At 40.1% G+C, this 12,583-nt stretch carries 9 protein-coding genes; 5 read left to right on the top strand and 4 right to left on the bottom strand.

Annotated elements, in window-relative coordinates; all coding sequences use genetic code 11:
* Positions 1-2: 2 nt before the first annotated feature.
* The 3 genes from MED121_RS03830 to MED121_RS03820 all read left to right on the top strand — a co-directional run bounded on the left by MED121_RS03830 (position 3) and on the right by MED121_RS03820 (position 3,373).
* Complete coding sequence (locus MED121_RS03830) at positions 3-1,382, top strand: aspartate aminotransferase family protein (protein WP_009832291.1); 1,380 nt, start codon at positions 3-5, stop codon at positions 1,380-1,382.
* A gap of 96 nt (positions 1,383-1,478) precedes the next feature.
* Positions 1,479-2,288 (top strand): phosphonoacetaldehyde hydrolase, encoded by an 810-nt coding sequence (gene phnX, locus MED121_RS03825; RefSeq protein WP_009832290.1) that lies wholly within the window; start codon positions 1,479-1,481, stop codon positions 2,286-2,288.
* A 206-nt stretch (positions 2,289-2,494) separates the two neighbouring features.
* A complete protein-coding gene (locus tag MED121_RS03820) occupies positions 2,495-3,373 on the top strand; it encodes a DMT family transporter (RefSeq protein ID WP_050764523.1) in 879 nt (292 codons plus the stop codon).
* Positions 3,374-3,408: 35 nt separating this feature from the next.
* Here MED121_RS03820 and MED121_RS03815 read toward each other — a convergent pair whose 3' ends face one another.
* Entirely contained in the window at positions 3,409-3,876 is a 468-nt protein-coding gene (locus MED121_RS03815) for an Lrp/AsnC family transcriptional regulator (protein WP_009832288.1), read from the bottom strand.
* A 182-nt stretch (positions 3,877-4,058) separates the two neighbouring features.
* Here MED121_RS03815 and MED121_RS03810 point away from each other — a divergent pair, with 182 nt between their 5' ends.
* Positions 4,059-4,994, top strand: coding sequence for a DMT family transporter (locus tag MED121_RS03810; protein ID WP_009832287.1), 936 nt, complete (start codon positions 4,059-4,061; stop codon positions 4,992-4,994).
* A 110-nt stretch (positions 4,995-5,104) separates the two neighbouring features.
* Here MED121_RS03810 and MED121_RS03805 read toward each other — a convergent pair whose 3' ends face one another.
* The gene (locus tag MED121_RS03805; RefSeq protein ID WP_009832286.1) at positions 5,105-5,530 is read right to left on the bottom strand and encodes a PilZ domain-containing protein; all 426 of its coding nucleotides are present in this window, start codon (positions 5,528-5,530) and stop codon (positions 5,105-5,107) included.
* A 557-nt stretch (positions 5,531-6,087) separates the two neighbouring features.
* Between MED121_RS03805 and MED121_RS03800 the strand changes: the two genes are divergently transcribed.
* Positions 6,088-6,711: a response regulator transcription factor gene (locus MED121_RS03800; RefSeq protein ID WP_009832285.1), complete on the top strand. Its 624-nt coding sequence runs from the start codon at positions 6,088-6,090 to the stop codon at positions 6,709-6,711.
* A 219-nt stretch (positions 6,712-6,930) separates the two neighbouring features.
* Here MED121_RS03800 and MED121_RS03795 read toward each other — a convergent pair whose 3' ends face one another.
* On the bottom strand, positions 6,931-10,449 hold the full coding sequence (locus tag MED121_RS03795) for a PAS domain-containing hybrid sensor histidine kinase/response regulator (RefSeq protein ID WP_009832284.1): 3,519 nt from the start codon (positions 10,447-10,449) through the stop codon (positions 6,931-6,933).
* 124 nt (positions 10,450-10,573) lie between these two features.
* Positions 10,574-12,226 (bottom strand): long-chain fatty acid--CoA ligase, encoded by a 1,653-nt coding sequence (locus tag MED121_RS03790; RefSeq protein ID WP_009832283.1) that lies wholly within the window; start codon positions 12,224-12,226, stop codon positions 10,574-10,576.
* Positions 12,227-12,583 lie beyond the last annotated feature (357 nt).

Genomic DNA, 12,583 nt, shown 5'->3' with positions numbered 1-12,583 from the left:
ATATGAAAATCTCACAGCTTAATCCGCAAAGTGCTTGCAGTGAAGGGGATACAAATACCAGTGCTGTAAGACAAGACTGGATAGAACAAAGTCACGATCAAAAAACTAAGGATCTGCTATCACAAGATAGCCGCCATTTTTTGCATCAGGCTATGTCTACTCCTTGCTTGGATGCCTTAGTGGCTGCCAAAGGGATTTATTTAGAGGATCTAGCTGGCCATAAATACATGGATTTTCATGGCAATAATGTGCATCAGCTAGGTCATGGACACCCCCATGTGATAGCGAAAATACAAGCTCAATTAGCGGATTTACCTTTCGCTCCAAGGCGCTTTACTCATCACGTCGCTGTAGATTGCGCGGCTAAGCTAACGAGCATTGCAGGAGAGTCTCTTAATCGTGTGCTCTTTGCACCAGGTGGTACTTTAGTTGTGGGTATGGCGCTTAAGCTTGCACGGCATGTGACAGGAAATGCCAAGGTGATTTCACTGTGGGACAGTTTTCATGGGGCTTCCATGGATGCAATTTCAGTGGGTGGTGAGGCCTGTTTTAGGGAAAACATGGGGCCATTGATGGCAGGTGTTGAGCGTATTCCACCAGCAATAAGCTATCGTGGCGCTTTACCGTCACCCGATGGTAGTGACCTTCATTATGCAGACTACTTAGAGTATGTGATTGAAAAAGAAGGGGGCGTTGGTGCCTTTATCGCAGAAGCTGTACGTAATACCGATGTTCAAGTGCCAAGCAAGGCTTATTGGAAGCGGGTAAGAGAAATTTGTGATCGCCATAATGTGCTCTTGATAATAGATGATATTCCTAATGGCATGGGGCGAACAGGGCATTGGTTTAGCCATCAATACTATGACATAGAGCCGGATATTCTCTGCATAGGTAAAGGTTTAGGCGCAGGAGTCGTGCCTTTTGCCGCCATGTTAACGCGGGATGAATACAACACGGCTGAGCAAGTGTCTTTAGGCCACTATACCCATGAAAAAAGCCCCATAGGCTGTGCTGCGGCACTGGCAATGATAGAGGTGATTGAAAGGGATAATTTGTTAGAAAAAACACGGCAAGATCATGAGTTTGTCAAAGCAAGACTCGCTGACTTGGCAGCTAAATTTCCCATCATAGGCGATGTTAGAGGAGTCGGTATGCTATGGGGAATCGAGTTAGTCACAGACCCTATAAAGAAAACGCGTGCCCTAGCACAAGCTGAACAGGTGATGTATCGCTGCTTAGCATTAGGACTGAGTTTTAAGGTGAGTCAGGGTAATGTGCTGCAACTTAGTCCACCACTCATTATTACTCGTTCTGAGTTAAGCCAAGCATTAGACATTTTAGAGCAAGCTTTGTCAGAGCTTGAATTCACGCCTTCTAAATAGGCCGTTTTTAATATGCCATTGTTAATAGACATTAAATTTTTATAGATAGAAGACGCTAGGGCTCAGCCTGATAGCAAATAAACGAGAGGATTTAAAATGCAAAAGTTACAAGCTGTTATTTTCGATTGGGCAGGCACCTTGGTTGATTTTGGTTCCTTTGCACCAACAACCATTTTTGTGGAAGCGTTTAGACGAGGTTATGACTTTGATGTCTCTTTGGCTGAGGCTCGTGTTCCTATGGGTCTTGGTAAATGGGATCATATTCAAGCTGTTGGTCGTATCCCAGAAGTTGCTGAACGTTGGTTAGCTCAGTTTGGCGAGCCAATGACAAATAAGAATATCGATGATATTTATGAAGTCTTTATGCCTTTACAAATTGCCAAGGTAGCTCAACATGCTGATCCTATTCCTGGCGCGCCACAAGTACTAAAGCAGTTAAGAGAACAAGGCTTAAAAATAGGCTCTTGTACGGGTTACCCTCGTTGTGTCATTGACGAATTATTGCCTGCAGCGAAAACAAATGGTATCGCGCCAGATAATGTGGTGGCGACGGATGATCTTGCCGTTGGTGGCCGACCAGCACCTTATATGGTGCTTAAAAATGTGATTGATTTGGCGGTGACTGATGTTAACGCCTGCGTTAAAGTTGATGACTCAGTACCTGGTATTACAGAAGGGTTGAATGCCAGCATGTGGACGGTAGCACTTTTATTATCTGGTAATGAAGCAGGGTTAACCCAAGCAGAATATGAAGCCGCGGATGAAGAGACACTGACCCAAGCAAGAGCGAAAGCAAGGCTGGCTTTTAAAGAGTCAGGGGCACATTATCAGATAGATACCATAGCTGACTTACCTGCTGTACTTGAAGACATTGATAAGAGAATGGTTGCGGGTGAAAAGCCTTAGTGACTCACTCGTTTATTAAACAAATATCAGCCACCCATTGATTTAGATAGGCAAAATGAAAGCAGGTCTAAACTGATTTTGAGCCGCCTTCGGGCGGCTTTTCTCTACTTTATCTTCTTTGATGCTTTCACTTAGAGTAAAAGCCAGTCACACTGCAAAACTGAATGTATATCAGCCATTAAGTTTTACATAACAAGGACTCAGCTTTGTTCTCACGACTTATCACCTTAGCTCCCTTTTTCTTTGTGTTCCTATGGAGTACCGGTTTTATTGGTGCCAAGTACGCACTGGTTTATATCGAACCTTTTACGCTGCTCATGGTACGTATGTTTATTACCTTAGTGCTTTTAGGGGCTATGTGCTGGTATTGGGTCAAAAAGTGGCCAACCAAAAAAGAAATTGGACATCAAATGGTCGCTGGGTTATTGATTCATGGTGTGTATTTATCGGGCGTATTTGCAGCTATTAAAGCCGGACTACCTGCTGGTATAACTGCCATTATAGTGGGTGGACAGCCTATCTTAACCGTCGTTTTGAGTTGGTATCTGTATAAAGCCAGACTCACCTTGAGGCAAAGTTTTGGTTTTGGATTTGGTTTAATCGGCGTGATTGCTACTGTCTTATTTACTCAGGGAGTAGCCAATTTTAGCTTCTCATTTACGGCCGTTTTATATGCCCTGATGGCACTATTAGCGATTACACTTGGAAGTCTTTATCAAAAGCATTTTGGTGCCAAAGTAGAGTTGTTAGCGGCTAATTTTTGGCAATATGCAAGCAGTTTAGTGCTGGTCACTATTTTGTCCTTCAGTTTTGAGACTCAAGTAATAGAATGGTCTTTAACTTTAATTTTGTCACTTACTTGGCTGATTTTTGTGTTGTCTTTTATGGCAACTTTCTTGCTACTTTATTTGATTCGAGAAGGGGAGGCGTCTCAGGTGGCAAGTTACTTTTACCTTGTACCACCCACAGCAAGTCTTAATGCTTGGATTTTGTTTGACGAAAGGTTAGTTCCTGCTGCCTTATTTGCGATGGCATTAACCGTGTTTGGTGTTTATCTAGTCACCTCAAAAGGCCGCTCTAAATAATAAGATAAATATGCTTATGTTATTTAATAAGCCGTTTAACTCATTCTTGTATTGATAGGGATGGTGAGACCTGTTTTGACGTTATCCATGACCACATTGGTATGAAAACGCTGAATGTTATTATTACTAAAAAATAACTTTTGAGTCAGGGCCTCGTATTCATGCATATTTGCCACCGTCATAATGAGGATAAAGTCGGCATTACCTGTCACGTAATAACATTGCTGAACTTCTTCATGACTCAACATGGCTTGTTTGAATTTTTCGATTTCCTCACTGCCACCATATTTCACAATAATTTCGACTAAGACGGTGACATGGTTAGCAAGGGCTTTACTGTCTAGAATAGCCACTTCTTTTTGGATAATTCCCGTTTCACGTAAACGCTTAATACGCCTTTGGCAGGCAGTGGTCGAAAGGCCAATTTGGGCACCTATTTGTTCGGTGCTGGTTCGACAGTTCTCTTGCATAATTTTGAGTATTTGATGATCAAAGTTATCCATTGAGTCTTTATTCCTCTTAAAAATAAAATTAACGCATAAAAAGAGCGTATATGAGTGTTCTTTAGTGCGCAACGTCGGCATCTATCTTTTAAGCTTATGACCTTAATTAGTTAAAGCAGGTTAAAGCGATTTAACGTGTTTTGAAGCGTTTTTTGCATTAGGCGAAAAGAGTGAGGTGAGTGATGAGGCAATTAGACCGTAATCAAATTTTGGGTGTTATTTTAGGTATTAGCGCTACTGTGATTTGGGCTGGTTGGCCGGTACTTTCTAAGATTGCAACGAATAATCAGCTGGCTCCTTATGATATTACTATGCTCAGATTTAGTATTTCTGGGCTGATTTTATTGCCTTTATTTATTATGCGTTTTGCTAGATTAAAAGCCATTGCAGCAAAAGGTGTTGTTTTGGCATTTGGAGCAGGTGCACCCTATGTTCTGTTTGGTACCTCGGGCATGGCTTATGCGCCAACCTCTCACTTTAGTATCATTATGCCCACATCAATGCTTCTGTTTACCACTTTGGGAAGTGTGCTTTGGTTGGGTGAAAAGCTAACTCTAACTCGCATTCTGGGTATTAGCTTTATTATTGCTGGTGTGGTGTTTGTTGGCGCTAATAGTTTAGGGGGCTTGGCGATAGAAGACACCCTCATTGGTGATTTTATGTATTTGATGTGTGGTTTTTTGTGGTCAATTTATACCCTGTTAGCCAGATATTGGAAGATAAACCCATGGGATGCCACTGTGCTCGTTTCTATGGTGTCTATTGTGCTTTATATGCCTTTTTATCTTTACCAATTTGGTGGACAAATATTAGCAGTCGAAACTGATACTTTAATTATTCAAGGTTTATATCAAGGGGTATTCGCTTCAATTGGTGCCTTATACTTGTACTCTAAATCTGTAACCCTATTAGGTGCAACGAAAGGTGCTATTTTCTCTGTTTTATTGCCACCTTTATCCCTGTTATTAGGTTTATTTTTATTAGAAGAAGTGCTTACTTGGGTAGAGATTGGAGGCTTAATTTTAGTGTGTCTTGGAATGTTGTTTGCGTTTGAGGTTTTTTGTGTGCCAAAGCGCTTTATTAAAAATACGAGTTTTACGACTAAACAAGATGGTTAGGGGGGCATCAGGGGATAAGGAGGAACTCTATTTATTTATAAGTGCTATTTATTTATAAGTGCTATTTACTGATAAGAGAATAGAGTTCTATCTTGGTTAAGTCATTTACTTTAGTGGCGGCCAAAGTCAGCGGCATATAATTGAATCCATTCTTGTGCCGCAGTGTTGCTGTCCAATTCACGGCCTTCTTCTTCAAGAATACGGCGTCGGTATTGTTCTATGTGACAAATCTGCTGCACCATTCTTACTTTGTACATTTCATCATTATTAGTAAATTTAATCCCGACTTCGTAGCAAGGGGTTGCACTATTATCATTGCATAGTTTTGCCCAAACGATTTTACCTTGACCATAATAAGGCGGGTCAATTGAGGTAATGGTGATATCGACAATCATGCCAACTTCGATTAGTGAATATAAAAAGCAAGACAAACCACCTTCACTTAAGTCCTTCATTTTACATTCTTCTTCCTTGCTCACGATCGCTGTTTTGACACAAATTGGAATATCAGTTGGGTGTCTATAAAAACGCCTCATCTATTTCTCCAACAGGTTAAGAATACGTGTGCGTATTAGGGACCTTGTGAATAAATTCTCCTGCCTCAGCGTCTGAATAAAATGCTTGAGCCTGTAGGCTAAAGTCATCATTTATTCATTGCTCTTTCTATTTGACTCTCGGCTTAGAAATAAGATTTTTAGGCCGAGCTTTATAGTCTCAAAAAAGTATCTTTCTCTATTATCCCTTCTCGTAAGCGGCTTACTTTTGTTAAGGATCCTAGATCTCAGTAATAAGTAACGTCTTATTTGATACTTTTTCTAATAAGGCTGAAAAAGACGATTTAATCACAGCTTTCCTAGCCCTAAGTATAGACTTAAAACCCTGTTATAGATGGTTAATTTCTAACATTGTAGGTTTTTAAATTAGGTTAAATCACTGCAAAAATAGATAAAAACCTAGCCCTTTGTTCGATATGAGCTTAAATCTAGTATCGGGAGTCTAAAAATGTGAGGTTTTAGAGCTTTGTTTGATTTCGGCTAATCAGCTCTTTAGTATCAATTGACTCATATGATATAAGCAGAATGGAAGCAGTCTTATGTACAATGTTTTAATTGCAGATGATCACCCTTTATTTCGAAGTGCCTTAAAAGTGACTTTAAGTGGTGTTGAAGAAGATATTTCACTCGAAGAAACAGGCGGTTTTAAGGACACTCTTCAACAACTCGTGCGATCTGATATGGATATGTTATTGCTGGATTTAAAGATGCCAGATAGTGAAGGTTTATTAGGCTTAATTAAGTTAAGGTCTCGCTTTCCTCAATTGGCGATTGTTGTTATTAGTGCAAATGAAGATCCACAGATTATTAAAGAAGTGAAAGCCGCGGGGGCCTTAGCTTACATAAATAAAAGTACACCTTTGGAAGAAATTCAAAGCATTATTTCTTCAGTCCTTAAAGGCAATTGCCATTTCCCAAAATGGACATCAGAAAACACCGTCGATACGGTGAGTGAAAAAATAGCGCAACTAACCCCACAGCAGTTTCGTGTACTGACAATGATTGCCAAGGGAGATTTGAATAAACAAATCGCTTATCAATTGAATGTGAAGGAAAGTACGGTTAAGACCCACATTTCTGAAATATTTAAAAAGTTGGGTATTATTAACCGTACTCAGGCAGCCTTGTTTGTTCAGCCTTTAGAACTTAATGAATTGCATTAAGGAGGTTGCGAATACGTCCTCCCTCCTCAGGCCTGACTCTTCGGGCCTTTGAATCATACCTAGGTGGCATTTCAGAAAAAATGCCACCTTGTGTTTTGTCTTCTAAAAAGGTGTCTAGACTGACTTTCTATTAATCAAGCACAAAGTAACACCTGGTTTGATACTCTTTCCCATCAGTGTAAAAACAGGCAGAGAAGAGGTGACTTATTTGTAGCTCCCTTAACTGATACAGGTTTGGCACATTTGATTCAGCTGAGACCTTAGTGCCATAGCTTTGACCGGTTTCTTTAAAAGAATTAAACCAGCTTTATTAATGTTGTTTTCAACCTCTTGGGTGTAATCTGCTGTGATTACCATACAGGGGATGCGCTCAAGCCATACTTTACTTAGCTCTTGATAGGTATCGAGCCCAGTTACCCCATGGTCTAGGTGATAATCAATAATTAGCACATCAGGAACTCGCCCCTTTAGTTTAAAAAGAAGAGATTGTGCATCTTGTGCTGCAATGACTTGATATCCCCAGTCACTAAGCAAAGATTGCATGCCTTGAATGATTTGAATCTCATTATCAATACAGGCAATCAGGCTGCTATTTTCAATCATAGGTCGAGAGAAATCGTTATCATCTTGGTCATTAACTCTTTGCGTTTTAGCTAATGGAACATCTAACGAAAAAACACTGCCCTTACCGTAGCAAGAAGAGACTTTAATAGGGTGGTCTAGTAAACGACTTAATCTTTGTACTATGGATAAGCCAAGACCTAACCCTTTTTCAAAGGAAGATGAGACATTATCAATACGATGAAACTCGTCAAAAATACGCTCGATTTGATTGTCTTCAATACCAATGCCTGTATCCCAAACCTGTAACCTTAGCTTTCCTTGATAGCGCCTAATACCCAGTAGTATTTTTCCGCTTGGTGTATAGCGAATGGCATTGCTTAAGAGGTTTTGTAAGATGCGTCTTAAGAGTCTTGGATCACTGTGAATAGAGACGTCACTGCTAATCCAGCGCAGTTCAAGCCCTTTGTTTTTAGCAATGACTATAAACTCAGCAATGAGAGGTGTCATGACTTGTTCTAATTCAAAATCATGACAGTTAGGCTGGATGATATCGGCGTCTAGTTTCGAAATTTCTAATAATTCACTCAATAGCATTTCCGCATTCTCTAAGGATTGTTCTAAGCTTTTTGCCAATATGCTAAGTTCTGCTGACTCTTGATCTGGTTGTTTTTCTTGTTGCCTTGCTAACCTGTGAATCAAAGAAGAGGCAAATAAACTGGCAGAGTTTAAAGGCTGAACAAGGTCGTGCCCAGCAGCAGCAAGGAAATGAGTTTTATTATTATTCGCTCGTTTTAGTTCTTGGTTTAATTGGGATAGTTTGTTTGTTCTTTCTAATACCCTTTGTTCTAACTGTTCATTGTTTTGACGTAATTCAACTTCATGATGTCTTTGAGCGGTTACATCTGTATAGGTAATAATATATTGACCTTGAGGCATAGGGTTTCCCTCAATTTCAATGAACTGATTTTCTTTATTTTTATGAACACTGGTATGTTGCAGTGCTGCTTTATATAGATTGACCTTTTGTGTCACTAAAGTATCGATAACCCCACGGCCTAAGCCACCTTGTTTAGCAATATGAGTGACTAGTTGTTCTATGGGGGCACCCATATAGAGACAGTCATCAGCAAAGTTATAAAGGTGCTTAAATTTATCATTCCATGCAATCACCATGTGTTCTTTGTCTAGAATACAAACCCCTTGGCTAATACTCTGTAACGCAGAGCTTAAGACAGAACGGTTGTGATGAAATACTTCGTAAGCTTCATCTAGCATGACATTAAAATTGTGATAATTATCTGTTGGCGTATCTTGTAAACGGATTAGTAATAAGCTGGCTGCTGGTGCCCCTATCACAGAGCTTAAAAGACGTTCTGATGCCGCTAATATATCGATAGAAGCAGGAGAAGAGTCAATAAGGCGGCCAGTAATAGGGTTGCTGTGACTTTCTAGTAACAGATTAACCTTACTTTGATTAAGAAAGCGCAGTAATAGAGATTTAAGGTCTCCTAGGGAAACTTTTTGTGCTTTTAAATGGTTTGAAGGCGGTAGTAACTTTCTTTGAGGAAGAGAGTCTACTGATGTTTCAGGGACAAATTTTACGGCCTGTGAAATATCTTCAAAACTGGGCTTGTAGTAGAGAGAGGCTATTAGATAAACAAGGCAGTTAACAAAGAGACTCCAAAGGGTACCATGTACAATGGGGTCTAAGCCTTCTACCCCTAACAAAGCTTGTGGCTTTAAAAAGGCTAATTCAAATACCCCTAACATCCAGTCTTTACTTAGCCAATTTGCCTCGACTAAGAGTGGAATAACAAGACAGTAAAACCAGATGCTAAAGCCAGCTAACATTCCCCATATAGCACCTTGCTTATTACCACCTCGCCAAATAAGGCCAAATAACAGTGCTGGAGCAAATTGTGAAACAGCCACAAAAGATAAGAGACCAATTTCAGATAAAGCATTGAACTGAGTTAGTAGACGGTAATACAAGAAAGCAAATACTAATACTGCTGCAATGGAGATACGGCGTAATCGAATAACAAACTGACCTAAATCTTTAATTTCTTCTAAGGCGATCAGCTTAGTGCGTATGATAAGAGGTAATAAAATCTCATTTGAAAGCATGGTTGAAAGTGCAATAGATGCAACAATCACCATGCTGGTACCCGCTGAGAGACCACCAATATAGGCTAGTAAAGCTAACCCCTTTGCATCACTGGCTAATGGTATCCAAAGGGTTAAATATTGTTGTTGGAAATAGCTTGTATCAAAATTTAAGAAACCCACCAGAGCAATTGGCAAAATGAAAAGGTTGGTTATTAGTAAATAAAGGGGAAACAGCCAGCGAGCGGTATAAAGGTCTTTTTCAGAATTGTATTCAACAACCGCTGCATGAAAATGCCTAGGTAAAGCGAAAATAGCAATGGCGCCAATTAAGGCATGAATGAGATAGGTAATTGGGGTTTGATAATTGGTAAGGTTATGAGCAAGTTGTTCATTTTCCATGGCAGCATAATAAAGGTCGAAAGCCCCGTCACGAATAAAAAATACCGCATAAATACCAACCGCGATAAATGCGAAGAGCTTAACTAAAGACTCAAAGCTGACGGCAAGCATAAGGCCTTTATGGTGTTCACTGGCGTCAAGGTTACGTGTGCCAAAAAGGATGCTGAAAATAGCCATTAAGATGGCAATACAAATGGTTGGATCTGAGTACCAAAATACTGCGTTATTTGAGGCGCCTGTGATTAGGTGGAACGTTTCTGACACGGCTTTTAGCTGGAGTGCAATATAAGGCACGATACCTATTAAACTAAAGACAGAAACCAGCACGGCAATCTTACGAGAATGACCATAACGAGTCGCGATAAAGTCGGCGATAGTGTGAGTATTTTCTCGTTTAGCTGTGAGTATGATTCTCGCCATGAGTCGCCAGCCTAGGGTCATTAATATAATGGCACCAAAATAGGTGGGGGCCAGCAACCAACCACTATGGATTGACTGCTGAACCGTGCCGTAAAAGGCCCAAGAGGTGCAAAATATGGCTAAAGTGAGACTATAAATATAAGGCTGAAAACGATTAGATTTATTCTTGTCGCCCTTAAGTGCAATGACAAAAAGTAATCCAATATAAAGGACTGAAAAAATTGAAATCCAGGTTACGCTGATCATGCTCTGAACCTACCAAAATCTAACTTGATAGGAGAAAAAACAGGCACGAAAATACGCCGTAAAATAAAGGCGTTTGTTAACAAAAGCATTACTGCATCCTTTCTGTGTGCTTACTTCACAATCTTTAAGAAATAAGAACTTGTTCCATCAAATAATTTTGATACTCATGACGTAATCCCACCTTGGTGAGTTTGCCAGTGCCTGTGTGAGGTAATTTTTCGACAACTAAAATGGCATCAGGCAGCCACCATTTGGCTACTTTACGTTTTAAAATATTAACGAGCTCTTCTTTTGAGAAGACCTTATTAGTTTTCAAAGTCACTAATAAAATAGGACGCTCATCCCACTTAGGGTGTTTAACGCCTATGACACAGGCTTCGTTGATACATTCATAATCTAAGGCGGCATCTTCTAATTGGGTTGAGTTTATCCACTCACCACCTGATTTGATAACATCCTTAGCTCTATCAAGGATTCGTAAATATCCATCAGGATTGATCACAGCAATATCCCCTGTATCAAACCAACCCTGTTGAAAACTCTCCTGGCCTTCCCCTTTAAAATACTGTTTAAGCACCCAAGGGCCTTTGACTTTCAGTAGGCCTTGTTGAACACCATCATGGGGGAGAGGTTGGTCCTCATGATCAAAAATTTCAATTTGAGTACCAAACATGGCTTTACCCGCGGAGGATTGTACTCGGTATCGGCTTTCTGGGTCGAGTTTTTCTACATAAGGAGAGTTAATCGCTGCGCTAATTAATGGGCTGGTTTCAGTCATACCCCAAAGCCCCATCCAGTATACATCATATTGTTCTGCATAGGTTTTAACAAGATTTTGAGGAGATGCAGCTCCACCAACACCAACCAGCTTTAAACTCGGTATTGGATCTTTTGGACAGGCTTGTGACGCTAAAAAATTATGTAATCCAAGCCAGATAGTGGGAACGCCAAAACCCTTGTTTACTTGCTGAGAATCGATCAATCTGTAGAGGGAGTGGCCGTCTAATTTATCCCCACAAAAAACTAATTTTGCTCCAAACATAGGTGCAGAATAAGGAATCCCCCAAGCCACAACATGATACATAGGGACAGCAGGCATCACGACATCCCATTCGTTAAAGCTCAAGAACTGGCTAGAGCCACTCATCATGGCATGTAAGACGCTGGATTGATGATCATAAATAACCCCTTTAGGATTACCTGTTGTGCCTGATGTATAACAAAGGCCGCAATTATGGTTTGCTGTCAGTTCAGGCCAGTTAAACTCCTGACTTTGACCCTCGATTAGAGACTCATAACAAAGCACCGGAGTAAGCTTTGTGTTTGGCATTTCATCTTGCCCACAATTAATAATAAAGGCTTTAACCTTAGGAATTTGTGATTGGACTTCTTCTAAAAGTGGAATGAAACAAGGGTCGACAAATATATATTTATCCTCAGCGTGATTGATTATGTATTCTAATTGTTCTCTAAAAAGTCTTGGGTTTAAGGTATGAATAACGGCTCCGGCACCGCCAATCGCATAATATAACTCAAAGTGGCGATAGTGATTATTAGCCAGTGTTGCAATTCTATCGCCTGGATTAAAGCCGAGTGACTCTAAACCGTAAGCAAGCTGATTAATGCGTTTATAGGCCGCAAGATAAGTGTAGGTATGAAGGCGATTACTAGGTAAGAGGCTGACAATTTCTTGATTAGGGTACCTAAGCGCCGCGCTTTTAATGATATCACTGGTTAATAGTGGCATGGCCATCATGGCACTTGGATGCATTGTCATATTCCCTAACACTCCTGTTTTTATATTTTTATTAGCTTTATTAGCTTTATTAGTTTTATCTAGTCAAATCCTGTTGATAACACACGTCCACTAAACACCTGCCTAGTAAATAACTTATCTAGTCAAAATTTTTCGAGATTCACATTATCTTGTTTACAGACTATTTCAATATCCTACTTTAGGGGGAGCAATGAATATTAAGACTGAGTACAGGTGACTTAATCGCAGGTTCCCTAGAAGCCTTTTCTCCTACTAATGGTGGATAGTCATTTATCTTGGCGCAAATCATAGTAGGTGCGTTTTGAATTGTGGCTCATAAATTCTGAGCAAAAATAACTAAAAATGCCGGAGATTAGG

Origin of the sequence: Marinomonas sp. MED121 (genome assembly GCF_000153025.1) — a bacterium.
GTDB lineage: Bacteria > Pseudomonadota > Gammaproteobacteria > Pseudomonadales > Marinomonadaceae > Marinomonas.
The sequence above is the reverse complement of the archived record's forward strand: the minus strand, read 5'-3'. Positions and strand labels throughout refer to the sequence as shown.